Origin of the sequence: Spirillospora sp. CA-142024 (assembly GCF_050942325.1) — a bacterium.
Taxonomy (GTDB): domain Bacteria; phylum Actinomycetota; class Actinomycetes; order Streptosporangiales; family Streptosporangiaceae; genus Spirillospora.
Window position 1 is genome coordinate 4,720,844 of record NZ_CP192077.1, and the last position, 22,998, is coordinate 4,743,841.

Below are 22,998 nucleotides of genomic sequence, written 5' to 3' on the forward strand. Positions count from 1 at the left end.
CACGCTACTGGCCGGTGAACTGGGGTGTTACTGACGAAAGTCAGGGGTGCGGGCGGCGCCGCCGGGCTGGGGTGATCATGGTGTGGCGCGGGACGGGACGTGCTGGGCTACGGTTGGCGCGTGACAGCGCCCCCGGACCCCCGCCGGCGGCCGCCCGGGCGGGCGGGCCGGGTGTCGTGGCCGCGCGGGCGGGCGGCCGACGCGGTGCTGGCGGCGGCGGTGCTGGTGGTCACGGTGGCGCTGAGTGTCATGGCGGCCAAGCCCGGGGATCGTCCGCTGTGGCCGGGCGGGCTGGTGCTGATCACGGTCGCGGTGGCCGCGCTGGCGTGGCGGCGCCGGTATCCGGCGGCGGTGCTGGCGGTCGCGGTGGCGGTGCCGCCGCTGTACTACCCGCTGGGGTATCCGGACGGGCCGGTCGCGGTGGTGCTGTGGGTGGCGCTGTTCACTGCGGCGGTGGAGTGCCGGCTGGTGGTGTCGCTGGGCGCGGTGATCGCCGTCAACGCCGGTTTCCTGGTCGCGTCGGAGGCGCGCGGCGGGGGCGGCGGCGGGGACCCGGACGCGATCGTGGACGCGCGGGGCGTGGCGTCGCTGTCGATGGGGCTGCTGGTCACGGTGGCGGTCGGGCAGTACGTGCGCAGCCGCCGGGACCGGGCCGAGGCGGCCGAGCGGCGCGCGGCGGCGGCCGAGCGGGACCGTGAGGAGGAGGCGCGGCGCCGCGCCGTCGCCGAGCGGCTGCGGATCGCGCGGGAGCTGCACGACGTGCTGGCGCACCAGATCTCGCTGATCAACGTGCAGGCGGGGGCGGCGCTGCACCGCCGCGACGACGCCGAGCGCGCGTACGCGGCGCTGGAGGCGATCAAGGCGGCGAGCAAGGAGACGCTGCGGGAGCTGCGCGGGGTGCTGGGCGTGCTGCGGCAGGTCGACGCCGAGGAGCCGGGCGGGCCGGTGGCGCCGCCGCCGACGCTGGCGCGGGTCGGTGAGCTGCTGGAGCGGACCGCCGCGGCCGGGCTGTCGGTCCGCCGCGCCGGCGACCTGGCCGCCGACCCGCCGGGCGGCCCGCCCCGTGACCCGGCCGGTGGTGAGGCGGCGGTGGAGCGGCTCGCCGGGCTGCCGGCGCCGGTCGGGCTGGCCGGGTACCGGATCGTGCAGGAGGCGCTGACCAACGCGGTCCGGCACTCGGGGGCGGCGGCGGTGACGGTCGAGGTGCGGCGCCTGCCGGGCGAGGTGATCGTGCGGGTGGACGACGACGGTACGGGATCCGCCGCCGCGGTCGCCGGGGACGGGCCGCGCGGGAACGGGGTGCAGGGCATGCGGGAGCGGGCGGCGTCGGTCGGCGGGGAGCTGACCGCGGGGCCCGGCCCGGCGGGCGGGTTCCGGGTGTGGGCGCGGCTGCCGCTGGACGGCGCCGGTGGAGCGAACGAGCTGGAGGAGAGCGCGTGATCCGGGTGTTGCTGGCCGACGACCAGACGCTGGTGCGGGCGGGGTTCCGGTCGATCCTGGAGGGCGAGGACGACATCGAGATCGTCGCCGAGGCCGGGGACGGTGAGCAGGCGGTGGCGCGGGCGGGTGAGCTGCGGCCCGACGTGGTGCTGATGGACATCCGGATGCCCGTCCTGGACGGGCTGGAGGCCACCCGCCGGATCATCGCCGACCCGCGGCTGTCGGGCGTCCGGGTGGTGATCTTGACGACGTTCGACCTGGACGACTACGTCTACGGTGCGATCAAGGCGGGGGCCAGCGGGTTCCTGGTCAAGGACACCGAGCCGCCGGAGCTGATCCACGGGGTGCGGGTGGTGGCGCGCGGCGACGCGCTGCTGGCGCCCACGGTGACGCGGCGGCTGATCGCCGAGTTCGCATCCCGGATCACCGCGCCGCCGCCCGCCGCCGAGCTGAGCGCCCTCACCGACCGGGAGACCGAGGTGCTGGAGCTGGTCGCGGCGGGACTGTCGAACGAGGAGATCGCCGGGCGGCTGGTGCTGTCGCCCGCCACCGCCAAGACGCACGTGAGCCGTATCCTGGCCAAACTGGGGGCGCGGGACCGGGCGCAGCTGGTGGTGCTGGCCTACGAGACGGGGATGATCCGTCCCGGCTGGCTCGGCTGACCCCGCCCCTGGCCGGTGCGACCGGGCAGTGCAACCGGGCCGGGGGCGGCGGTGTTGAACGGATGTGACGGTTACGGACGAAGCTCTTCCCCACGCCCCGCCCGGCACCGGCGAGACCGCGGGCGGTGAGGTCGCCGCGGCGCTGGTCGATGACCTGGACGCCGGGTTCGTCGTCCTGTACGAGGCGTACCGGGGCGCGGTGTTCTCCACGGCGCTGCGGCTGTGCGGGCGGTGGGCCGAGGCCGAGGACCTGTCCGCCGAGGCGTTCCTGCGCGCCTACCGGGCGCTGGCCGGATATGAGGCGGCGCGGATCGCGGAGCTGCGCCCGCGGGCGTGGCTGCTGACGATCCTGACGAACGTGTGGCGCAACAGCGTGCGGTCGGCGGTGCGGCATCCGCCGCCGGGCCCGATCGAGGACGCGCCCGACCCGCCCGACCCCGGCGAAGGCGTCGAGGACGCCGCCGCGCGGCACGAGACCGGACGCGAACTGGGCGCGCTGCTGGCCGAGCTGCCCGAGACCCAGCGCGCCGCGGTCGTGCTTCGGCACGTGACCGACCTTCCCGTCGCCGAGATCGCGTCCGTCCTGGACCTGCCCGAGGGCACCGTCAAATCGCACATCTCCCGCGGCCTGGCCCGCCTGCGCAGGCTCCGCACCGAACCCCGACACGAACCGCGACACGAATCACCGCACGAATCACGGCCCGAACCGCACGATCGCGACCTGCGACGGCAGAAAGGGGGCATCCGATGACCCGCACCGGCCCCGCCGAAGGGGCACCCGACCCGCTGGCCCGGGAACTGGCCGGCCTGGCCGCCGACGCGCCCCCCACGCTGCTGGACCGCATCGCCGCCCGCCGCGTCCACGTCCCCGGGCCCCTGCCCGGCCTGCAGGTCGCCTTCACCGACCACGGCGTCGCCTACCTGCGCGCCGGGATGGACGACCGGGAGTTCGCGGCGGCGTTCCGCGCCCGGTTCGCGCGGCCGCTGCTGCCCGCCGGCCGTCCCCCGGCCGGGCTGGTTCCCGCGCTGCGCGCCGGGCGGCTCGGCGGCCTCGCGCTGGACCTGCGGGGCCTCAGCGACTTCGAGGCCGCGGTGCTGCGCGCCGCCGCGCAGATCCCGCGCGGGCAGACCCGCCCGTACGCGTGGGTGGCGCGGCGTGCGGGGCGGCCCAAGGCGGTCCGCGCGGTGGGTTCGGCGCTGGGCCGCAACCCCGTCCCGCTGCTGATCCCCTGCCACCGGGTGACCCGGTCGGACGGGACGCTCGGCGACTACGTGTTCGGTGAGGACGCCAAGGAGCGGCTGCTGCGCGCCGAGGACGTCGACGTCGACGAGGCCGCCGAGCTGGCGCGGCGGGGGATCCGCCTGGTCGGCTCCGACACCACCGGGATCGTGTGCTACCCGACCTGCGGTGACGCGCGCCGGATCACGCCGGAGCACCGGCGCGTGTTCCGGGACCTGGCCGCTGCCGAGGCCGCCGGGTACCGGCCGTGCCTGCACTGCGGCCCCGGCGGCCCCCGTCCCGCCTGAGCGCGCGGGCATAGAACGGCGCGGGACGGGAATGGGCCGTCCACCTGCGGGGACGAGCCCGCGGGCACCGCCGACGAGGGGGAGATCGCCATGCGCGTCGTCGTCACCGGCGCCACCGGCAACATCGGGACCGGCACCGTCCGCGCGCTCACCGAGGACCCGGCCGTCACCGCCGTCACCGGGCTGGCGCGCCGCGAGCCCGGGCCCGAGGGCGGCCGTGAGGCCGACCCGTCCGGGTCCGGCAAGCTCGAATGGGCGCAGGCCGACGTCACCGACACCGACCTGGTCCCGCTGATGCGCGGCGCCGACGTCGTGATCCACCTGGCCTGGCTGTTCCAGCCCACCCACCGTCCGGCGGTGACCTGGGACGCCAACGTCGTCGGCAGCGCCCGCGTGTTCGACGCCGCCGCGCGGGCCGAAGTGCCCGCGCTGGTGTACTCCTCGTCCATCGGCGCCTACTCCCCTGGCCCGAAGGACCGCGCCGTCGACGAGTCATGGCCGACCCACGGGTGGCCGGGCGCCGCCTACAGCCGCGAGAAGGCCTACGTCGAACGGCTCCTGGACGCCTTCGAGGCCGCCAACCCGCGCTGCCGCGTGGTGCGGATCCGGCCCGGGTTCATCTTCGAGCGGCAGACCGCCGCCGAGCAGCGCCGCCTGTTCGCCGGGCCGCTGCTGCCCGGGCGGCTCGCCCGCCCCGGGCTCATCCCGGTCGTGCCGGATCTGCCCGGTCTGCGGCTGCAGGTCCTGCACTCCGCCGACGCGGGGCAGGCGTTCCGGCTCGCCGCCACCGGCGACGCCCGCGGCCCCTTCAACATCGCCGCCGAACCCGTCCTGGACGCCGCGCAACTCGCCGGCCTGCTCGGCGCCCGCACCGTCCGGCTGCCCGCGCGGGGGGTGCGGGCGGCGCTCGCCGCCGCGTGGGGCCTGCACCTGGTGCCCGCCTCCCCCGGACTGTTCGACCTCGCCCTGCAGGTCCCGCTGATGGACACCGCGCGGGCCCGGACCGAACTCGGGTGGACGCCCCGGCACACCGCCCGCGAGGCGATCGCCGAGTTCCTGGAGGGCCTGCGCGCCGGGTCCGGCCGCGGCACCCCGCCGCTCGCGCCCGGCGCCGGCGGCCCCGGCCGCGCCCGCGAGTTCGCCACCGGCGTCGGCCGCAGACCCTGACCGCGCCGGCCGCGCCCGCGACGCGCGTCCCTGTTCGCATGCTCGCACAGCCCCGTCCGTACTCGCCGACACGAATCGGAGGTCACCCGATGCCGACGATCACACCCGACCACCTGCACACCCTGCTGGCCTCCGGACGCGGCGCGGCGCTGGTCGTCGTCGCCGGGAAGGCCGCCGTGGTCCCCGCCGGCCCCGGCCGCGGCGACGGACCCGAGGACGCCATGGTGATCACCACGCGGGACGCCGTCATCGCCGAACTCGACACCGGCGCCAACGAGGAGCAGATCGAGGCCCTCGCCCAGCGCCTGGACACCGCGTTGGAAAGCCTCGGCGGCTGACACCCGCCCGGCCACGCAGTCCGCCCGCGCCGCCGGTTCACGCCGCCCGTCAGGCCGGCGGGTCGCGGCGCCGGCGGTGGCTGGTGTCGCAGAACGGGTAGGAGCGGCTGCGGCGGCACGCGCACAGCGCCACCAGCCACCGGTCCGACACCACCGTCGCGCCGTCCTCCAGGACGACCTCGACCGGTCCCTCCACCAGCACCGGGCCGCCCGGCACCATCCGCACCCGCCGCCGGTCCCGGCCGCCGGAGGCGGCGGCCTCAGGCTGCCCGCAGGCCGCGGCCATGTCCCTGCCCCTCCCCGTCTTCGATCCGGTCGGCGCGCACCACCACCAGGTCCTCGTGCCGCTGCCCGGGCCCGAGCACGCCCCGGGCCCGCAGCCCGCCCGCACGGCGCCGCATCACCGGCCCGAACGGCTCCCGGTGCCGCGCCACCACCGACGCCCGCAGTCCCGCGCGGCGCAGCGCCACCAGCGTGGCCGCCACCCCGTTCAGCGACGAGTGCACCACCAGCAGCGTCCCCGCCGGGCCCAGATGCCGCGGGGCCCGCGCGCAGATCCGGTCCAGCAGCGCCCGGCCGTCGGGCCCCGCCTCGAAGGCACGGGCGCGGCCCCGCACCGCCGCCGGGTCGGCGTCCCCCGCCACATACGGGGGGTTGGCGACGATCACGTCGAACACCTCGCCCGCGACCGGCGCGAACAGGTCACCGCGCAGCACCCGCAGCGGCAGCCCCCGCATCCGCGCGTTCACCCGCGCGGCCAGCACCGCCTGCGCCGAGACGTCCACCGCGACGACGTCGCAGCCCGCCCGCGCCGCGGCCAGCGCCACCGCGCCCGTCCCGGTGCCGAGCTCCAGGACCCGCGCGCCCGGCGGCGCCCCCGCCCGGCCGAGCGCCCGCAGCAGCGCGCCGGCCAGCAGCGCGGTGTCGGACTGAGGCCGGTACACCCCCGGCGGCCTGAACAGCAGCATCACCCGCCGCCCCGCTCACCAGGTCGCCGCCGGTGCGGTGTCCGGCGCGTCCGGCGGCGGGTGCCGCAGCGCCGAGCGGCCCGCCCGCCAGCACCCCAGCAGATGGGCGCCCAGCCGGTCCTCCAGCAGGCCCGTCGCCCGCACGCCCAGCACCACGTCCCCGGCCAGGCCCGGCTCGGCCTCCAGCAGCCCGCCGATCACGTCGTGGCGCAGCACCTGCTCGTGGACGGCGTCGGCCTCGATGTGCTCGGTGTAGAACAGCAGTGCCCGCGGGCCCGCCCCCAGCCGCTCCAGCGCCGCCGCCATCCGCCGCGCCGCCGGCGCCGTGGTGGTCTCCGCCGCGGCGAAATGCCCCACCAGCGCGGCCCGCAGCGACCGCCGCAGCCCGAACAGCGACATCATGTTCACCGTCGCCAGCATCACCGCCGGCGCCGCCTCCACGTACGCGCCGTAGGAGGCGTCCAGGCCCAGGTCGGCCAGCAGTCCGGCGTACAGGCCCTGATGGACCATCTCCGGGCGGCCGCCGCCGAACTCGTCGTTCTCAACCGCCACCAGCGCCGTCTTCGCCCGGCCCCGCAGCCTCGGGATCACCCACGCGTGCGGGTCGGCCTCCTTCAGGTGGTACACCGACCGCAGCGCCGCGTGCTCGCGCAGCTGCCACCACTCGCCGTCGTCGCGCAGATGATGGGAGACGCCCCGCGCGTCCACAGGCTCGGCCAGCAACTCCCCCAGCGCCTCTTCCACGCCGGCGCCCGGGGCGTCGCGGCGCAGCGTGTCGTGGCGCAGGGCCGACAGGAACACCTCCTCCATCGCGCCGCGCAGCCGCAGCAGACCCGGATCCCACTCCCAGTCCGGATCCACGCCCGCGAAACCCCGATAGTGCAGCTCGTAACAGATGTGCAGCGCCAGCTGCAGATCCTCCCCGTAAGGGTCGGCGTCCCCCGCCTCGGTCAACAAGGGGGCGGCGAACACGGTCCCGGTGCGCCCTGTGTCGGCGGCCGTGGGACGGGGCGGCGGGCCCGACGCCACGGCGGCGGCGACGGCCCGCGACAGCGCCCCGCGCGGCGCCGGCAGCACCGGCTCACCGGCCGGCGCCCGCACGGGCCCGGGCGCGGTGCCAGGCGGGGGGCCGGGCCCGGCGGAACGGTCCTGCTGAACGGTCATGTCTCCTCCGTCGTCACGGGACGTCGGGCTCAGGTACCCGCTCACCCGCATCCCATACGCCTGGTTCCTCCCCATATGTCGGGCTCAGGTCCGCCGCGGCGCCGCCCAGCACTCCCGCCACGTCACCCGCAGTCTCACCCGGCACGTCCGACGGCATGTCCGCCGACGGGGCGGGCAGGCCGCCGGACTCGGTCTGCCGGGCCAGCGCCTCCACCACCGCGCGCGGGCCGTCCCGCCGCGCCGCGCGGCGCTGCCGGTCCGCGCCCGTCCCGGCCCGCCGGACACCCTCCACCAGCGTGAACACCGCGTCCAGGTCACCGGCCCGCTCCAGCGCCGGGCCCGCACGGGCGATCAGGGCGTCCACCAGCCGCCACGCGGGCACGGCCCGCCGCGTGACCGGGTCGGCCATCGGGCCGTCCAGGCCGTGCCGGGCCGCGTTCCACAGCGCCGCCGCGCACACCTGCCCGTCCACCGGCGGCGCCTCCCGGCCCGCCGCCAGATCCTCCAGCGCGGCGGCGACCAGGCCCCGCACCAGCGCGGCCTGCAGCACCGCCTCGTCCGCGGTCGCCGCCGTGTCCGCCGCCCGCACCTCCACCGTCGGCCACCGCGGCGACGGCCGCGCCAGCCAGAACGTCATCGCCGCGTCCACCAGCACGCCCGACTCCACCAGCGTGGCGACCCGCGCGTCGTAGTCGGCCGCCGACGCCGACCACGGCGGCACCCCCGCCCCCGGGAACCGCGCCATCTCCACCATGCGGCGGCCCGCGTACCGGGTGCGGCGGCCGTGGTCGAAAGGCGAGTTCACCGACAGCGCCAGCAGCACCGGCAGCCACGGCCGCAGATGGTTCACCACCGCCACCGCGGTGTCGCGGTCGGGGACCCCGACGTGGACGTGGCAGCCGCACGCCTGGTAGTCCTCCACCACGTCCCCGTAGGCCGCGACGATCGCGGCGAACCGCTCGCCCCGGGCGGCGGGCGGCGGGCGGCCGTCCAGCACGGGCGTCCCCGACGCCACCAGCAGCGCGCCGCCCGCCCGCGCCGCCTCCGCCAGCCGCGCCCGCCCGTATCGCAGCTGCGCCCGCAGGCCCGCCAGGTCGTGGCACACCCCGGTCGCCGCCTCCACCTGCGAGGCCAGCAGCTCGGCGTGGAACGAGCCGCCCGACCCCTGCCACCGGTGCCGGCCCGCCCGGCCAAGGACGTCATCGGCGTGCGGGACGCACTCTCCCGACACCGCGTCCACCAGCAGGAACTCCTCCTCCACCCCGAGGCTCACACCCGCCGCCCCGGCGGCGCCCGCCAGGTCCGGTTCGGTATCGGGTTCGGTATCGGGTTCGGTATGGAGCCCCCTTCCGACCGGGGTGTCCCGGGCGGTGCCGCGGGTGATGTCGTGTGCGCCCATGCCGAGTCCCCCTCGCTCGCGCAGACCGCGTCACCCGGGGGATGCCCGTCCTGGACCGCCCCTCCCCTCCCCCGCCAAGATCCTTTCCGCGGTCCGCGGGCCGGTGACCGGATCGTTCCGGCTCACGCCGCGATGGTGCCTGCCGCGAACCGCCGCGCCCGGCCAGGATCGACCCCATGAACCGAGCGCTCCTCGTCATCGACGTCCAAGAGTCCTTCCGCCGCCGCCCCAACTGGGCCGCGGTCTCGGCCCCCGACATCGCCGCCCGCACCGCCCGCCTGGCCGGCGCCGCGCGCGCCGCCGGAGACCTGGTCGTGTGGGTCCTGCACGCCGAACCCGGCTCCGGCGAGGTGTTCGACCCCGCACTCGGCCACGTCCGCCTCATGGACGGCCTGGCCCCCGCCGCCGGGGAACCCGTCCTGACCAAGACCTCCCGCAACGCCTTCACCACCACCGGCCTGCAACAGCTGCTCACCGCCCGCGGCATCGGCGAGGTGACGATCTGCGGCATCCAGACCGAACAGTGCTGCGAGACCACCGCGCGCCTGGCCGCCGACCTCGGCTACCGGGTCGCCTTCGTCACCGACGCCACCGCCACCTTCCCCATCGAGCACCGCGACGCCCCGCCCGGCCGTCCCCTCGCCGAGATCCTCGCCGACCCCGCCACCCTGGACACCGGCCGGATCATCGCCCGGACCGAGTACGCCCTGGCGGGGCGGTTCGCCTCCATCGCCTCCATCGCCTCCATCGACGACCTGGCACCCGCACCCGCCGGCGCCGCCGCCGGGTAGGCTGACCGGATCGTGACACGCATCGTCTTCCTGCTCGTCCCCGGGCTGCACCTGCTCGACCTCGCCGGCCCCGCCCAGGTGTTCTCCACGGCCGCCGACAACGGGCTGCCCTACCGGCTCGCCTACGTCGCCGACCGCCCCGCACCCGGGGACGGGGACGGGCGGGAAGGCGTGCCCACCGCGCAGGGCCTCCCCCTGCAGGCGCCCTCCGCCTGGCCCGGCCTCACCCCCGGCGACATCGTCCTGGTGCCCGGATGGCGCTGGGGCACCGGCGCCCCTCACGCCCCGCCGATCTCCGGGCACGCCGCCCGCCGCCTGACCGCCCACCACGCCGCCGGCGGCACCGTCGCCAGCGTCTGCGCCGGCGCGTTCGCCCTGGCCCATGCCGGGCTCCTGGACGGCCGGCGCTGCACCACCCACCACGAACTCCAGGACGCCCTCGCCCGCCGCCACCCCCGCGCCGCCGTCGTCCGCGACGTCCTCTACATCACCGACGGCCGCGTCGTCACCTCCGCCGGCATCGCCTCCGGCATCGACCTGGCCCTGCACCTGGTCGCCGCCCGGCACGGCCCCGGCGCCGCCGCCCGCACCGCCCGCGCCATGGTCGTGTACGCGCGCCGCAACGGCGACGAACCCCAGGCCAGCGCCATGCTCCGGCACCGCGCCCACGTGTCCGACGCCGTCCACCGCGCCCAGGACCTCATCGACGCCCGCTACACCCGCGCCCTCCCCCTGCACGCCCTGGCCGCCGAGGCAGGCGTCAGCGAACGCACCCTCACGCGCCGCTTCACCGCCGCGACCGGCCTCACCCCGCTCCGCTACCAGCAGGAACTGCGGCTCGAACGCGCCGAGCACCTCATCGGGCAGGGCACCACCGCCGACGCCGCCGCCCGCGCCGTCGGATTCACCGACGCCCGCATGCTCCGCCGCCTGCGCGCCCGCACCTGACCCCACCGGCCCGCGCCCGGTCGCGGGCCGTCAGCCGTGCAGCGCCACATACGGCGCTAGCACCAGCAGGCTCACCACCAGCGCCGCCTTCAGCGCCCCGGCCGGCACCGCCCGGGCGATCACCCACCCCGCCAGCACCCCCGCCAACTCCGGGACGCCCACCAGCGCCGCCAGCGGCCAGTCGACCGCGCCCGCCGCGACGTACCCGGCGGTCGCGGCACCGGCGATCACCACCGACTGGGCCTGCGCCGCCGCCAGCGCCGACAGCACCGGCACCCCCAGCGCCACCAGCAGCGGGACGCTCAGCATCGGCCCCCCGACCCCGAACATCGCGCCCGCCGCCGCCACGACCGCGCCCACCCCCACGGCCACCGGCCACCCCGGCCCGGCAGCGGCCGGCGCCGCCTCCTGCGGGCGGCGGCACAGCACCAGCACCGCGGTCAGCGCGACCAGCACCCCCAGCAGCACACCGAACACCCGGCCCGTCACCAGGCCGTTCGCAAGCACCCCCACCGGCGTCCCGGCCACCGCGCCCGCGCACAGCAGCCCCGCCGTCCGCCGCGTCCGCGGCTCGCGCAACTCCCCCGACCGCGTGTAGACGGCCGTCGCCAGCACGCCGGTCGCGACGTTGGTGACGATCGCCGTCCCCGCCACCCGCGCGGGCGGCAGCCCCGTCAGCGCGAACAGCCCCACCGTGACCAGCACCCCGCCCGGCCCGACCGCGGTGATCCCGACCCCGGCGGCCAGCCCCACCAGGACCAGCCCGGCCACCACACCCGGCTCCAGCCCCGTCACCGCTCCGCCCGTGACCCGTCCACGCCCGACCGCCCGGTTCCGCCGCTGTTGCGTTGATGTTCCGCCGCTCATGCTAGGCCGCGCCGGCCCGGGAGACCCGGCGCCGGGTGCGGGAGCGGTTGGGAAGTACCGGCGCGTCTGAGATCCTGCTGCCCGGGCGGGGCTTCCGTCCGCGGGATGCCGGGCCAGGGGAGCAACCGTGCGCTACGTGCTGATGATCTGCAGCGACGAGACCGCCGGGACCGACCCCGAGCAGGCCGCCGCCACCGGCTGCGGCGGCTGGTCGCAGGAGATGACCCGCCGCGGCGTCATCCGCGGCGGCGCCGGGCTCGCGCCGCCCGACCGGGCCACCACCGTGAAGGTGCGCGGCGACGAGGTGCTGCTGACCGACGGCCCGTTCGCCGAGACCAAGGACCAGATCGGCGGGTTCAGCGTGATCGAGTGCGCCGGGCTCGACGAGGCGATCGAGATCGCCGCCCGCCACCCCTGGGCCGCCCTCGGCCAGATCGAGATCCGCCCGGTCGACGAACCGGCCCCCGGGACGGGCTGACCAGCGATCCGGGCGCAGAAAAAACCTGCGCCGCCGGGGGCCTGGGTGTCGATTCCGTGGTTGCCTGCTCGTCGGGTGGGGTGAGGGGCCGCACCAACGCGGGCCGGCTGGGAAGGAACCCATCATGGAAACCGTGCACTCCAAGGACGGCACTGAAATCGCCTTCGACCGGATCGGCGAAGGACCCGCCCTGGTCCACGTGGGCGGGGCCCTGAACGACCGCGGCTCGGGCGCCGCGCTCGCCGGGCTGCTGGCCCCGCGCCACACCGTCCTCGGCTACGACCGCCGGGGACGCGGCGACAGCGGCGACGCCCCGCCCTACGCCGTCGAACGCGAGATCGAGGACCTGGCCGCCGTCATCGAGGCCGCCGGCGGATCCGCCGCCGTGTACGGGATGTCCTCCGGGGCCGTGCTGGCGCTGCGCGCAGCCGCGCACGGGCTGCCCATCACCCGGCTCGCGCTGTTCGAGCCGCCCTTCGTCCCCGCCCACGACGACCGGGTCACCCGCGCCCGCGCCTACAACACCGAACTGACCGCGCTGCTGGCCGACGGCCACCGCGGCGACGCCCTCGCCCTGTTCATGACGAACGTCGGCATGCCCGCCGAGATGGTCCGCCAGATGCGGGGCGCGCCGATGTGGCCGGCGCTGGAGGCGCTGGCGCCCACCCTCGCCTACGACTCGGCCGTCATGGACGACGCCGCCACCGGCGCCGAACTGCCCGAGGACCTCCTCGGCCGGGTCGCCGTCCCGGCGCTCGTCCTGGACGGCGGCGACAGCCCCGCCTGGATGCGCGACATCGCCCGCCGCACCGCCGCGCTCCTGCCCGCCGGGACGCACCGCACCCTGGACGGCCAGACCCACGACGTCGACCCCGCCGCGCTCGCCCCCGCCCTGGAGGAATTCCTCACCGGCTGACCCCGCAGGTCACAGGGCAGGTCACGGGGGCGGGTCAGGGCACCGGTACCTCAACGTGGCCGGGCGCGCCGCGCCGCACCGACGCGCGCCCGGCGGTGACCTCGGCGGCCCACGCCTCGAACGCCTCCAGGCCGGTGACGGGCACCGCCACGTCGGCCTCCACACCGGCCCCGTAGCGGACGTCGCCGGGCTGGTGCCCGCGGGCGTGCAGGTCGCCGAGGAACCGTCCCGCCAGCGCGTGGTCCACGCCCACGGTGACCGTCACCACCGGAAGCAGCTCCACCACCCCGACGGTGTCGACGGCGTCGGCGACCGCCTGGGCGTAGGCGCGCGCCAGGCCGCCGGCGCCGAGCTTGACCCCGCCGAAGTAGCGGGTGACGACCGCGGCCGTGCCGGTCAGCCCGCGCCGCACCAGCACCTCCAGCATCGGGATCCCCGCGGTCCCGGCCGGTTCGCCGTCGTCGCTGCTCCTGGTGATCTCACCGTGCCCGCCGACGACGTAGGCGGTGCAGTTGTGGGTGGCGTCGCGGTGCGCGCGCCGGTGCCCGGCGATGAACGCCGCCGCCTCGGCCTCGTCGGCGGCGCGGGCGAGCGTGCACACGAACCGGGACCTGCGGACCTCCAGCTCCCGCGAGCCGCCCTGTCTGATCATGCGCATGGCGTCCCCCGGTCCAGGGTCGCGGCCCCAGGACCGCGGATCAGACCAGCTCGATGAGGTCGGCGATGGACGGGACGACGCGGTGCGGCCGGAAGGGGAACCGGGCGATCTCGTCCTTGCGGGTCACGCCGGTCAGCACCAGGATCGTCTCCAGCCCCGCCTCGACGCCGGCGACGATGTCGGTGTCCATGCGGTCGCCGACCATCGCGGTGCTCTCGCTGTGCCCGCCGACCACGTTCAGCGCCGTCCGCATCATCAGCGGGTTCGGCTTGCCGACGAAGTAGGGCTCCACACCCGTCGCCCGGGTGATCATCGCGGCGACCGCGCCGCAGGCCGGCAGCGACCCCTCCGGGGACGGGCCGACCGGGTCGGGGTTGGTCGCCACGAACCTTGCGCCGCCCTCGATCAGCCGGATCGCGCGGGTGATCTGGGAGAAGCTGTAGGTGCGGGTCTCGCCGAGGACCACATAGTCGGGGTCGATGTCGGTCAGGACGAACTCCGACTCGTGCAGCGCCGTCGTCAGTCCCGCCTCCCCGATCACGTACGCCGATCCCTCGGGCCGCTGGTCGGCCAGGAACCGGGCGGTGGCCAGCGCCGACGTCCAGATCGACTCGGCCGGGACGGCGAGGCCCGCCGCCGCCAGCCGGGCCGACAGGTCCCGGCGGGTGTAGATCGAGTTGTTGGTCAGGATCAGGAACGGTTTTCCGGATGCCGCCAGGCGGCGGACGAACTCCTCGGCGCCGGGGACGGGCCGGCCCTCGTGCACCAGGACCCCGTCCATGTCCGACAGCCAGTACTCGATCGGCTTGCGCTCGGTCATGCCCCCATTGTCGCAGGCAGGGATCTTTGCCCGGACCATCCGGCCCGGCGGCGGCGTTGACCCGCGCGTGACGCGGATCATAGATTCTCGGGCACGGCGCGCCGAATCGTGTTCGGCGGACGGCCCGCGCGGCGGTGCGCCCGAGACGACCCCGCGGGAGGCGCGACGTGCAGGACCAGGACGAGCGGCGGCAGGACGGGCAGGGCAGGGAGCTTGCGGGCATCGCCGAGGTCAGGGCGGCCATGACGGCGCCCGGGCAGCTGTTCGAGATGGCCGAGACCGAGATCCGGGGCGTGCGGACCCGCGTGTGGAAGAACGCCCCGCCCACCCTCCGCGAGATCCTGGAGATCTCCCGCGCCCACGGCGGCAAGGACTTCCTGGTCTACGGCGACGACCGGCTCACCTTCGCCGGCCACTACGCGCGGGCGGCGGCGTTCGCGCGGCTGCTCATCGACCGGTACGGGGTGGCCAAGGGCGACCGGGTCGCGATCGCGATGCGCAACTACCCCGAATGGTCGGTGGCGTTCTTCGGCGCCGCCGCGGCCGGCGCCGTCGTGGTGCCGCTGAACGCCTGGTGGAGCGCCGCGGAGCTGGAGTACGGGCTGGCCGACAGCGGCGCCAAGGTCCTCGTCGCCGACGCCGAGCGCGCGGAGCGGCTCGCCGGGGTGGTGCCGAAGCTGGGGGTCGCGTGCCTGGTCGCGCGGGCCGGCGGCGCCCCGCCCGAGGGCGCCGAGGCGCTGGAGGACGTCCTCGGCGACGTCGGCGACCCGGCCGCCGCGGCGCTGCCGGACGTGGCGCTCGATCCCGACGACGAGGCGACGATCTTCTACACCTCCGGCACCACCGGGCGTCCCAAGGGCGCCCTCGGCACGCACCGCAACATCACCACCAATCCCGTCAGCCTCGCCTACGGGATCCTGTCGGCCGGGGTCCGCGCCGGCCGGACGGTCGAGGAGCTCGTCGCGCCGCAGCCCCGCGTGACGCTGCTGAGCGTCCCGTTCTTCCACGCCACCGGCTGCCACTCGGTGCTGGTCGCCAGCGCCCTGCAGGGCGGCACCGTGGTGCTGATGTACAAGTGGGACGTCCGCACGGCGCTGGAGCTGATCGAGCGGGAGAAGGTCACCGGGTTCGGCGGCGTCCCCACCATGGCGTGGCAGGTGCTCACCTCCCCCGAGTTCGGCGAGTACGACACCTCCAGCCTCACCGGGGTCAGCTACGGCGGCGCCCCGGCCGCGCCCGCCCTGGTGGACAAGATCAAGGAGCGGCTGCCCGAGCGGGTGCCCGGCAACGGCTACGGCCTCACCGAGACCTCCTCGGTCACCACCTACAACGGCGGCGTGAACTACCTGGAGCGGCCCGAGAGCGTCGGCCCGCCCGTCGCGGTCTGCGACGTCAAGGTCGTCGACCCGGCCGGGGACGAGCTGCCGCCCGGCGAGGTCGGCGAGCTGCTCATCAAGGGCCCCAACGTCATCAAGGGCTACTGGAACAAGCCCGAGGCGACCGCGCAGGCGTTCGTGGACGGCTGGTTCCACAGCGGCGACCTGGCCCGCCTGGACGGCGACGGGTTCGTCTACATCGTCGACCGCGCCAAGGACATGCTGATCCGCGGCGGCGAGAACATCTACTGCGCCGAGGTCGAGGCCGCCCTGTACGAGCATCCGGCCGTCGCCGACTGCGCGGTGATCGGCGTCCCGCACCAGGTCCTCGGTGAGGAGGTCGGCGCGGTGATCGTGCTGCGCCCGGGCGCCGCGGCCACCGAGCGGGAGATCCAGGAGTTCCTCGGCGGGCGGATCGCCGCGTTCAAGGTGCCCGTCCGCTTCTGGTTCCGGGCGGAGGGCCTGCCCCGCAACCCCGGCGGCAAGATCCTCAAGACCCGGCTGCGGGAGGAGCTCCTCGGCTGACCCGCGCCGCGCCCGCGCGGCCACCCGGGCACCCGTCCGGGCGCCGCGAGTACCGTGATCTTGTGACGAACAACGATCCGCGCCCCGCGATCCGCCAGATCGACACGCCCGGCCTCGCGCCGGGCCCCGGCTACAGCCATGCCGTCTCGGCCGACCTCCCGGGCCGGCTGGTGGTCCTCAGCGGGCAGATCGCCCTGGACGCCGCCGGGAACCTCGTCGGCCCCGGCGACCTGGAGGCCCAGACCCGGCAGGTGTTCGCCAACCTGGAGGCCGCGCTCACCGCGGCCGGCGCCCGCTGGGAGCACGTCGTGCGGCTCGGCTACTTCCTGCGCGACGCCGGCGGCGTCGGCGTCGTGCGGGCGGTGCGCGCCGAGTTCGTCCCGGCCCACGTCTCCCCGGCGGCGTCGCTGATCGAGGTGTCGCGGCTGGTCCGCGACGACCTGCTCGTCGAGATCGAGGCCCTGGCCGTCGTCCCGGCCGCCTGACCGGTGCCGCCCGCGAGCACGGCGGGGCGTCCCCCAGCCGAAAGGGGGACGCCCCGCCGGGGCACGGCCGCAGGTCAGACGTTCACGCCGAAGTCGGAGGCGATGCCCGACAGGCCGGAGGCGTAGCCCTGGCCCACCGCGCGGAACTTCCACTCGGCGCCGTTGCGGTACAGCTCGCCGAACACCATCGCGGTCTCGGTCGAGGCGTCCTCCGACAGGTCGTAGCGCGCGATCTCGCTGTTGTCGGCCTGGTTCACCACGCGGATGAAGGCGTTGCGGACCTGCCCGAAGCTCTGCTGCCGGCTGTCGGCGTCGTAGATCGACACCGGGAACACGATCTTGGTGATCTCGGCCGGGACCGCGCCCAGGTTCACCTTGATCGCCTCGTCGTCGCCCTCGCCCTCGCCGGTGAGGTTGTCGCCGGTGTGCTCGACCGAGCCGTCGGGGCTCTTGAGGTTGTTGAAGAAAATGAAGTGCTTGTCCGACAGGACCTTGTTCTCCGCCGAGCACAGCAGGGCGCTGGCGTCCAGGTCGAAGTCGGTCCCGGTCGTGGTCCGCACGTCCCAGCCCAGACCAACCACGACGGCGGTCAGTCCGGGGGCCTCCTTGGTCAGCGAGACGTTGCCGCCCTTGCTCAGACTGACTCCCACTGTGTCTACCTCCGTATCGGCCTGCGGGTGAGGACCACCCGCGTGCGGTCTGTCTTACGAGAACGGTAGCCACCTCGCACTGGTTCCCCCGCCTCCTTGGCGAATTCGCGGCGTGGCGTGCCGTTTCGTCCGGACATGTCCCGCACGCGGGCCGCGTGCGGAGCGAGGCCGGTCAGGCGAGGAACGCGGTGGGCGCGGTGAGCGGCGCGGGCAGGCCGAACCCCGCGGCCAGCTCCGCCGCGCGGGGCGCGAGCTCGTCGCAGGTGCGGCGGCGCGCCGCCCACACCTCGTCCAGGATGCCGGGCGGCGCCACCCCCTCGTTGAGCAGATCGGAGGCGCGGTGCTCCAGCCGGTTCACCGCGTGCAGGCGCAGGACCGGGCCCAGCGCGCGCGGGCCGGTGTCCATGGCGGAGGCGAGGATCTCCAGGACGACGCGGTCGGCGCAGGCCGTGGCGGTCCGCGCGGCCAGCACGAGGTTGCCGTTCCAGGCGGTGAAGGGGTCGTCGCCGGCGCGCAGCGCCTCCTCCACCCTCCCGGCGAGCCGGTCGCGCATCCGGCGTTCGGTGTCGCGGGCCAGGAACAGCCACACGCGCGGGGACTCCAGGTCGCCGCCGTCGGGCGGACCGGCCTCGGGTTCGGGCGGGACGTAGCGGTCCAGGTCGGCCATGGCGCGGGCGGTGTCGTAGAGGATCAGCTCGTTGTCGCCGCCGGCGTTCTGGTAGGCGTGCGTCAGGCCCCGGTAGGCGTTGAGGCGCTCGACGGCGGCGAAGCCGGGCGCGCCGCTGTGCACCCGGCACGCCGACACCGTCTCCTGCGCCTGGGCGGTCGCGGCGGCCTTCAGCAGGGCCAGGTCCCGATCGACCGCCGACCACGGCGCCCACGCGGTCGCCGGTCCGCCCGCCGCGCCGTCACCCGCCGCGGCCGCGGCGGGGCGGGGCGCGGTGACGTGCGCGGCGACGGCGGTGAGGGCGTAGCCGGACGCGAGCGCGCCCAGCACCGCCTCCTGCTGGTTGCGGTAGTCGGTCAGCGGCCGGCGCGGCGCGAGCCGCCCGAGGGTGGAGCGTCCCGCCGAGTGGGCCAGCAGCATCCCGGCCGACGCCCGGGTGACCGCCGCGGACGCCGACACCACCGCCCGCCACACCGGCGGCGCGATGCCCATCGAGCGGGTCAGGCGCGCCGCCGCCGTCCCGGCCGGGTCGTGGAACTCCCCGCCGGCGTCGATGCGGGCGCCGTCGCGCAGCCACGCCTCGTAGGGGACGCGCACCTCGTCCAGCAGGACGGCGGCGTAGTCGATCTGCAGGCCGGACGTCTCGGGCGCCGGCACGATCCGGACGCCGGGCGGGACGGCGCCGCCGGGCCCGCGCAGCGGGACCGCGAACACGAACACCCCCCGCTCGTGGCCGCCGTGGACGAGGGTGGCGTACACGGCGGCGGTCTTGGGGACGTCGGGGTGGGCGGTGTTGGTGGGGAACTTGGCGGCCTGGGCGTCGGGGGTGCTCAGCACGAACCCGCCGGTATCGGGGTCGTGGCGGGCGATGGTGCGGGGCGACAGGTGGCTGTTGCTGCGTCCCGCCTCGGTCATCAGCAGCGCCCCGAACGAGGTCATCGACTCCAGCGAGTCGCGGACCCCGCGCGTGCCGTCCTGCCCGGCGCCGAACCGCAGGATGGGGCCGAGCGCCAGGGTGTAGTGCAGCAGCATCAGGTGGAACAGCGGCGGGTCGGCGATCGCGGCGCGCTCCAGCAGCGCGCACAGCGCCGGCGGGTCCTGCAGCAGCTCGCCGGCCGGCGGCGCGGCGAGCCCGGCCCGCCGCACCCGCTCGTAGGTGAGCGCGTGCCGCTGCGCTGCGGTGAGACCGCCGGGGACGGTGAAGAACTCCTCCGGGACGGCCTCCTCCAGCCGGGCCCGGGTCTTGGCGTCCAGGGAGGTGCCGAGCACGAAGCCGGCGAGGTCGCCGGCCTCGGCGGGGAACGCGGTCATGAGCCGTCCCTTCCGTCGCGTGCGGGCGTGATGTCGGAGGCGGCCTTGCCGGTCAGCCCGTGCCGGGGGTGGTCGCGCAGCGGCGCCAGCGTCCGGGCGCCGGGGACGGCCAGCCGCGCGCACTGGCACAGCGCGTTGCCGGTGCCGGCCTCGGTGAACACGGTCGCGCCGGCCTCGTGCACGGCGCGCAGCGTGTCCGGAAGCCTCACGGGCCGCACGATGCAGTCGGCCAGGGCGCGGTGCAGGTCGTCTTCGTCGTGGTAGGCGCGGCCCCGGACCGGCGAGTGCACCGGCAGCTCCAGCGGGCGCTGCGGGAAGCCGCGGATCATGGCGTACCACTCGTCGTCGGCGCCGGCCATCGCCGGGTGGTGCGACAGGTAGGGGACGGCGAGCCGCACGGCGTTGACCCCGCGGCCGCGCGCGGCGTCCAGGACGGCCTCCAGAGGCTTCTCGGGCCCCGACACGACCGTCACCGACGGTGCGTTCAGGCAGGCGACGACCACCTCCGGGGCGCCGGCCGCCTCGATGACCGCACGGGCGTCGTCCTCGCCGGCCTCCAGCAGTCCCATCCCGCCGCCCCCGCCGCGCCGGGCCAGGACGCCGACGACGGAGACGGCCATGCGGGCGCCGTCGGTGATCGCGAACGCGCCCGCGCACACCAGCGCGGCGATCTCCCCGAAGCTCTGCCCGACCGCGAAGCCGGGGTGGACGCCGTGCGTGCGCAGGGCCCGGTCGACGGCGACGGAGGCGGCGTAGGAGGCGAGCTGCGCGACGCCGGGGGTGCGGGCCGCGGCGCGGTATCCGGCCGGTTCCTCCAGCAGGATCGACCGCAGCGACGGCCATCCGGGGCGCGGAAGGCCCTCCTGGACGGCGTCCAGGACATCGCCGACGGCGCGGGCGGCGGCGCGGCCCGTGGCGGCGAGGCCGGGCAGGTCGGGCACCCCCGCCGAGCCGGTGCCCGGGAACAGGAAGGCGCAGATGTCGTCGGGCTTGAGTTCCCCGGCCGGACGGAATCGAGAGGACGGCACGCGGGGTCTCCTTACCTCAAAGGAAGGCTCTCTTTTCTTTCTGGATAACGGCCGCTTAGTAATGAGTTATGGAACGCAAGTCCTGAAATGGGATTATTCACTTAAGGGATGGGGCTGACAACCGTCGGTGCGGTGGGAAGCGGGAGGCACGCGCGATGACAGTGCCGGAGACAGTGCCGGACGGCGGGCGGGGATGGGCGATCCGCGGAACCGGGGCCCATCTGCCCCGCGACTTCGTGCCGAGCGACGAGCTGTCCCGCGAGCTGGGCCTGGACCCGTCCTGGATCGAGCGGCGCACCGGGATCCTGCGGCGGCACGTCGCCGCGTCCGGCGAGGCCGCCTCCGACCTGGCCGCGGCCGCCGCGGAACAGGCGCTGGCCGCCGCCGGGCTGGCCGCCGCCGACGTCGGGCTGATCGTGCTCGGCACCTCGACGCCCGACGTCCTCGCCCCGTCCACCGCCTGCCGGGTGCAGGCGGTGCTGGGCGCACGCCGCGCCGCCGCGTTCGACATCTCCGCCGCCTGCTCGGGGTTCGTGTTCGGGCTGCAGGCCGCGATCGGCTGGCTGGCCGCGCAGCGCGACCCCGCCCCCTACGCGCTGGTCATCGGGGTCGAGGTGTACTCCCGCTTCCTCAACCGCCACGATCGCGCCACCGCCGCCCTGTTCGGCGACGGCGCCGCCGCCGCGGTCGTCGGCCCCGCCCCGGCGCCCTACGGGATCGGCCCGGTCACCCTCGGCTCGGACGGCTCGGGCGCCGGGGACGTGCTGATCCCGGCCGGCGGCAGCCGGCGGCCCGCCAGCGCCGAGACGCTCGCGGCGTCCGGTCACACCATCCACATGGACGGCCGCGCCGTCCGGGACTTCATCACCGCGATCTTCCCGCGGCTGGTGGCCGAGGCGACCGAGGCCGCCGGGATCAAGCCGGCCGACCTGGCCCTGGTCGTCCCGCACCAGCCCAACCCGCGGCTGGTCGCCTCGCTGGCGCCCGCCGCCGGGCTGGAGCCGGGGCAGCTGGCGATCGCCGGGCAGGAGGTCGGCAACATCGGCGCCGCGAGCATCCCCTACGCCCTGGACCGGGCCGTGCGGACGGGACGGATCGGCCCCGGGGACCCGGTGCTGCTCGCCGGCTTCGGCGCGGGACTGACCTGGGCCCATACGCTGATCACCTGGCCGCCGCCCTGACCGGCCACGAGTTACATGCCTTGCCAGTTATATGCGAAAGGAGTTATGTTCGGTTGTGTTGGGCCGCGCGCGGGCATGCGTGCTCCGCCGCCGTCCGGGCAGAACGCGACCGAGGAGAGGCAGGGCGAGATGAGCACCGGCGAGCAGTACCCCGACGGAACGGCCACCCAGCGCGACGGCCGCACCCTGCTGCGCTTCGAGCGCCGCCTGCGGCACCCGCCCGAACGGGTCTGGCGCGCCCTCACCGACCCCGCGGAACTGTCGGCCTGGCTCGCCGAGGCCGTCCTGGAACCCGCCGTGGGCGGCAAGTTCGAGCTGCGCTGGCTCAACGCCGGCGACGCCGCCGAGGAGACCACCGCCCGCGGCACCGTCACCGCGTTCGACCCGCCGCGGCTGCTGGAACTGGACTCCGACGTCCACGGCGTACTGCGCTGGGAGCTGTCGCCCGCCCCCGAAGGGACGCACCTGGTGTTCACCAGCGACGTCCGGCTGCCCGGCGAGTACCTGGTCCAGACCCTCGCCGGATGGCACGTCCACCTGGACTACCTCGCCGAGGCCCTCGACGGCGCCCGCGTCGACTGGGCGAACTGGACCACCGCCCGCTGGCAGGTCCACCACGACCGCTACGCCGAACGGCTCGGCGCGCTGGACGCCGTCCGCGCCCTGTACCGGCGGATCCTGGACGGCTGGAACGCCCGCGACGGCGCCGCGTTCGCCGCGCCGTTCCGCGACGACGGCGAGACGATCGGGTTCGACGGCACCCTGCACTCCGGCCGCGACCGGATCGCCGCCCAGCTCGACCGGATCTTCGCCGGCCACCAGACCGCCCGCTACGTCGCCGCGGTGCGGGACGTGCGGCTGATCGGCCCCGGCGCCGCCGTCCTGCGCGCCGTCGCCGGCATGGTCCCGCCCGGCTCCGCCGACATCGACCCGGCCGTCAACTCCGTGCAGACCCTCACCGCGTCCCAGCTCATGGGCGAATGGCGGGTCGCGCTGTTCCAGAACACCCCGGCCGCCTACCACGGGCGCCCCGGGGACGCCGAGGCCCTCACCGCCGAACTGCGCGCCCTGCTGCCCGGGGACGGCTGACCGCCCAGGCGCGAGACGGCGGACGGCCCGGGGCCGGGTGGCCTCGGGCCGTCCGCCGTCTCGCAGCCCCTCAGCGTGCACGGCTCAGCGCTTCAGCGCGCGCAGGATCTCGCGGGACTCGGCGCGGCGGTCCCAGGCGACCGCGGCGAACACGACCGCGAACGCTGCGGGCAGCAGCGCCCACGCCGGCTCCAGCACCAGGATCTGGGTGAGGACGGCGCCGCCCATCAGGCCGATCAGACCGGTCGCGGCGAGCCCGGCCAGCCGCGGGACCACCAGCCCGATCGCGCCGGCGGCCTCGACGGCGCCGGTCACGTACCGGAGCCACTGGCCCCACCCGATCTTGGCGAAGGTCTCGACCGCCTCGCTCTGCCCGGCGAACTTCGGCAGCGCCGACGCGACGAGCAGGAACGCGGCGAGCAGGATCTGCGCGGCCCACAGCGCCTTGCGCAGCGTGCGACTCTCGGCGGCGGGGGCCTGGGCGGTGGTGAGGGTGTGGGTGCTCACGCTCTGGGTGCTCATGGTCGTGGGTCCTTCCGTGCG

The 22,998-nt window shown here is 76.1% G+C and carries 25 protein-coding genes; 14 read left to right on the top strand and 11 right to left on the bottom strand.

Annotated elements, in window-relative coordinates:
- The first annotated feature begins 120 nt into the window (after positions 1-120).
- From ACQPZP_RS22760 to ACQPZP_RS22785, 6 genes are all read left to right on the top strand, one after another.
- Positions 121-1,440 carry a sensor histidine kinase gene (locus tag ACQPZP_RS22760; RefSeq protein WP_433471754.1) on the top strand — a complete coding sequence of 440 codons (1,320 nt, stop codon included), beginning with the start codon at positions 121-123 and terminating at the stop codon, positions 1,438-1,440.
- Positions 1,437-2,102, top strand: a complete 666-nt coding sequence (locus tag ACQPZP_RS22765; protein WP_433461284.1) for a response regulator — start codon at positions 1,437-1,439, stop codon at positions 2,100-2,102. The genes ACQPZP_RS22760 and ACQPZP_RS22765 overlap by 4 nt, the downstream gene beginning before the upstream one ends.
- 64 nt (positions 2,103-2,166) lie before the next feature.
- The gene (locus tag ACQPZP_RS22770) at positions 2,167-2,853 is read left to right on the top strand and encodes an RNA polymerase sigma factor (protein WP_433471755.1); all 687 of its coding nucleotides are present in this window, start codon (positions 2,167-2,169) and stop codon (positions 2,851-2,853) included.
- On the top strand, positions 2,850-3,629 hold the full coding sequence (locus tag ACQPZP_RS22775) for a methylated-DNA--[protein]-cysteine S-methyltransferase (protein WP_433471756.1): 780 nt from the start codon (positions 2,850-2,852) through the stop codon (positions 3,627-3,629). Before ACQPZP_RS22770 ends, ACQPZP_RS22775 begins: the two co-directional genes overlap by 4 nt.
- Before the next feature lie 90 nt (positions 3,630-3,719).
- Positions 3,720-4,796: an NAD-dependent epimerase/dehydratase family protein gene (locus tag ACQPZP_RS22780; RefSeq protein WP_433471757.1), complete on the top strand. Its 1,077-nt coding sequence runs from the start codon at positions 3,720-3,722 to the stop codon at positions 4,794-4,796.
- Between the two features lie 89 nt (positions 4,797-4,885).
- Complete coding sequence (locus ACQPZP_RS22785; protein WP_433461288.1) at positions 4,886-5,134, top strand: hypothetical protein; 249 nt, start codon at positions 4,886-4,888, stop codon at positions 5,132-5,134.
- Between the two features lie 49 nt (positions 5,135-5,183).
- Here the strand turns inward: ACQPZP_RS22785 and ACQPZP_RS22790 are convergent, their stop codons facing one another.
- From ACQPZP_RS22790 to ACQPZP_RS22805, 4 genes are read right to left on the bottom strand one after another with little or no spacing between them, the layout of a single operon-like run.
- Positions 5,184-5,420 (bottom strand): CDGSH iron-sulfur domain-containing protein, encoded by a 237-nt coding sequence (locus ACQPZP_RS22790; protein ID WP_433471758.1) that lies wholly within the window; start codon positions 5,418-5,420, stop codon positions 5,184-5,186.
- Complete coding sequence (locus tag ACQPZP_RS22795; protein WP_433471759.1) at positions 5,395-6,102, bottom strand: HemK2/MTQ2 family protein methyltransferase; 708 nt, start codon at positions 6,100-6,102, stop codon at positions 5,395-5,397. Before ACQPZP_RS22795 ends, ACQPZP_RS22790 begins: the two co-directional genes overlap by 26 nt.
- A gap of 15 nt (positions 6,103-6,117) precedes the next feature.
- Positions 6,118-7,266 carry an iron-containing redox enzyme family protein gene (locus ACQPZP_RS22800; protein WP_433471760.1) on the bottom strand — a complete coding sequence of 383 codons (1,149 nt, stop codon included), beginning with the start codon at positions 7,264-7,266 and terminating at the stop codon, positions 6,118-6,120.
- A 13-nt stretch (positions 7,267-7,279) separates the two neighbouring features.
- Positions 7,280-8,665, bottom strand: coding sequence for a carboxylate-amine ligase (locus ACQPZP_RS22805; RefSeq protein WP_433471761.1), 1,386 nt, complete (start codon positions 8,663-8,665; stop codon positions 7,280-7,282).
- A gap of 176 nt (positions 8,666-8,841) precedes the next feature.
- Between ACQPZP_RS22805 and ACQPZP_RS22810 the strand changes: the two genes are divergently transcribed.
- Positions 8,842-9,456, top strand: coding sequence for a cysteine hydrolase family protein (locus tag ACQPZP_RS22810; RefSeq protein ID WP_433471762.1), 615 nt, complete (start codon positions 8,842-8,844; stop codon positions 9,454-9,456).
- Between the two features lie 12 nt (positions 9,457-9,468).
- A complete protein-coding gene (locus ACQPZP_RS22815; protein WP_433471763.1) occupies positions 9,469-10,404 on the top strand; it encodes a GlxA family transcriptional regulator in 936 nt (311 codons plus the stop codon).
- A gap of 30 nt (positions 10,405-10,434) precedes the next feature.
- On the opposite strand, the gene ACQPZP_RS22820 is transcribed toward ACQPZP_RS22815, so the two are convergent.
- Positions 10,435-11,199: a sulfite exporter TauE/SafE family protein gene (locus ACQPZP_RS22820; protein ID WP_433471764.1), complete on the bottom strand. Its 765-nt coding sequence runs from the start codon at positions 11,197-11,199 to the stop codon at positions 10,435-10,437.
- Between the two features lie 199 nt (positions 11,200-11,398).
- Here ACQPZP_RS22820 and ACQPZP_RS22825 point away from each other — a divergent pair, with 199 nt between their 5' ends.
- Both ACQPZP_RS22825 and ACQPZP_RS22830 read left to right on the top strand, forming a co-directional pair.
- A complete protein-coding gene (locus ACQPZP_RS22825; RefSeq protein ID WP_433471765.1) occupies positions 11,399-11,749 on the top strand; it encodes a YciI family protein in 351 nt (116 codons plus the stop codon).
- 124 nt (positions 11,750-11,873) lie between these two features.
- Positions 11,874-12,665, top strand: a complete 792-nt coding sequence (locus ACQPZP_RS22830) for an alpha/beta fold hydrolase (protein WP_433471766.1) — start codon at positions 11,874-11,876, stop codon at positions 12,663-12,665.
- A 34-nt stretch (positions 12,666-12,699) separates the two neighbouring features.
- On the opposite strand, the gene ACQPZP_RS22835 is transcribed toward ACQPZP_RS22830, so the two are convergent.
- Positions 12,700-13,323 (bottom strand): IMPACT family protein, encoded by a 624-nt coding sequence (locus tag ACQPZP_RS22835; RefSeq protein ID WP_433471767.1) that lies wholly within the window; start codon positions 13,321-13,323, stop codon positions 12,700-12,702.
- Positions 13,324-13,363: 40 nt separating this feature from the next.
- Complete coding sequence (locus tag ACQPZP_RS22840; RefSeq protein WP_433461299.1) at positions 13,364-14,143, bottom strand: HAD-IIA family hydrolase; 780 nt, start codon at positions 14,141-14,143, stop codon at positions 13,364-13,366.
- Between the two features lie 167 nt (positions 14,144-14,310).
- On the opposite strand from ACQPZP_RS22840, the gene ACQPZP_RS22845 reads away from it, so the two are divergent.
- Positions 14,311-16,044 carry a class I adenylate-forming enzyme family protein gene (locus tag ACQPZP_RS22845; protein WP_433471768.1) on the top strand — a complete coding sequence of 578 codons (1,734 nt, stop codon included), beginning with the start codon at positions 14,311-14,313 and terminating at the stop codon, positions 16,042-16,044.
- A 62-nt stretch (positions 16,045-16,106) separates the two neighbouring features.
- Positions 16,107-16,529, top strand: coding sequence for a RidA family protein (locus tag ACQPZP_RS22850; protein WP_433471769.1), 423 nt, complete (start codon positions 16,107-16,109; stop codon positions 16,527-16,529).
- A gap of 74 nt (positions 16,530-16,603) precedes the next feature.
- Here ACQPZP_RS22850 and ACQPZP_RS22855 read toward each other — a convergent pair whose 3' ends face one another.
- The 3 genes from ACQPZP_RS22855 to ACQPZP_RS22865 all read right to left on the bottom strand — a co-directional run bounded on the left by ACQPZP_RS22855 (position 16,604) and on the right by ACQPZP_RS22865 (position 20,185).
- Positions 16,604-17,179, bottom strand: coding sequence for a TerD family protein (locus ACQPZP_RS22855; protein ID WP_433461302.1), 576 nt, complete (start codon positions 17,177-17,179; stop codon positions 16,604-16,606).
- A 172-nt stretch (positions 17,180-17,351) separates the two neighbouring features.
- Positions 17,352-19,157, bottom strand: coding sequence for an acyl-CoA dehydrogenase family protein (locus ACQPZP_RS22860; protein ID WP_433471770.1), 1,806 nt, complete (start codon positions 19,155-19,157; stop codon positions 17,352-17,354).
- Positions 19,154-20,185, bottom strand: a complete 1,032-nt coding sequence (locus ACQPZP_RS22865) for an ACP S-malonyltransferase (RefSeq protein ID WP_433471771.1) — start codon at positions 20,183-20,185, stop codon at positions 19,154-19,156. The genes ACQPZP_RS22860 and ACQPZP_RS22865 overlap by 4 nt, the downstream gene beginning before the upstream one ends.
- A gap of 155 nt (positions 20,186-20,340) precedes the next feature.
- Here ACQPZP_RS22865 and ACQPZP_RS22870 point away from each other — a divergent pair, with 155 nt between their 5' ends.
- Both ACQPZP_RS22870 and ACQPZP_RS22875 read left to right on the top strand, forming a co-directional pair.
- A complete protein-coding gene (locus tag ACQPZP_RS22870) occupies positions 20,341-21,366 on the top strand; it encodes a 3-oxoacyl-ACP synthase III family protein (RefSeq protein WP_433471772.1) in 1,026 nt (341 codons plus the stop codon).
- A gap of 45 nt (positions 21,367-21,411) precedes the next feature.
- Positions 21,412-22,455, top strand: coding sequence for an SgcJ/EcaC family oxidoreductase (locus ACQPZP_RS22875; RefSeq protein ID WP_433471773.1), 1,044 nt, complete (start codon positions 21,412-21,414; stop codon positions 22,453-22,455).
- 84 nt (positions 22,456-22,539) lie between these two features.
- On the opposite strand, the gene ACQPZP_RS22880 is transcribed toward ACQPZP_RS22875, so the two are convergent.
- Entirely contained in the window at positions 22,540-22,977 is a 438-nt protein-coding gene (locus tag ACQPZP_RS22880; protein ID WP_433471774.1) for a DoxX family protein, read from the bottom strand.
- Positions 22,978-22,998 lie beyond the last annotated feature (21 nt).

Bases quoted from the DNA above. Each gene is read 5' to 3' on its own strand.
- ACQPZP_RS22785 (WP_433461288.1), top strand. From the start codon at position 4,886: ATGCCGACGATCACACCCGACCACCTGCACACCCTGCTGGCCTCCGGA.
- ACQPZP_RS22830 (WP_433471766.1), top strand. From the start codon at position 11,874: ATGGAAACCGTGCACTCCAAGGACGGCACTGAAATCGCCTTCGACCGG.
- ACQPZP_RS22810 (WP_433471762.1), top strand. From the start codon at position 8,842: ATGAACCGAGCGCTCCTCGTCATCGACGTCCAAGAGTCCTTCCGCCGC.
- ACQPZP_RS22780 (WP_433471757.1), top strand. From the start codon at position 3,720: ATGCGCGTCGTCGTCACCGGCGCCACCGGCAACATCGGGACCGGCACC.
- ACQPZP_RS22870 (WP_433471772.1), top strand. From the start codon at position 20,341: ATGACAGTGCCGGAGACAGTGCCGGACGGCGGGCGGGGATGGGCGATC.
- ACQPZP_RS22800 (WP_433471760.1), bottom strand. From the start codon at position 7,266: ATGACCGTTCAGCAGGACCGTTCCGCCGGGCCCGGCCCCCCGCCTGGC.
- ACQPZP_RS22805 (WP_433471761.1), bottom strand. From the start codon at position 8,665: ATGGGCGCACACGACATCACCCGCGGCACCGCCCGGGACACCCCGGTC.
- ACQPZP_RS22880 (WP_433471774.1), bottom strand. From the start codon at position 22,977: ATGAGCACCCAGAGCGTGAGCACCCACACCCTCACCACCGCCCAGGCC.
- ACQPZP_RS22775 (WP_433471756.1), top strand. From the start codon at position 2,850: ATGACCCGCACCGGCCCCGCCGAAGGGGCACCCGACCCGCTGGCCCGG.
- ACQPZP_RS22790 (WP_433471758.1), bottom strand. From the start codon at position 5,420: ATGGCCGCGGCCTGCGGGCAGCCTGAGGCCGCCGCCTCCGGCGGCCGG.
- ACQPZP_RS22835 (WP_433471767.1), bottom strand. From the start codon at position 13,323: ATGCGCATGATCAGACAGGGCGGCTCGCGGGAGCTGGAGGTCCGCAGG.
- ACQPZP_RS22860 (WP_433471770.1), bottom strand. From the start codon at position 19,157: ATGACCGCGTTCCCCGCCGAGGCCGGCGACCTCGCCGGCTTCGTGCTC.
- ACQPZP_RS22795 (WP_433471759.1), bottom strand. From the start codon at position 6,102: ATGCTGCTGTTCAGGCCGCCGGGGGTGTACCGGCCTCAGTCCGACACC.
- ACQPZP_RS22840 (WP_433461299.1), bottom strand. From the start codon at position 14,143: ATGACCGAGCGCAAGCCGATCGAGTACTGGCTGTCGGACATGGACGGG.
- ACQPZP_RS22875 (WP_433471773.1), top strand. From the start codon at position 21,412: ATGTTCGGTTGTGTTGGGCCGCGCGCGGGCATGCGTGCTCCGCCGCCG.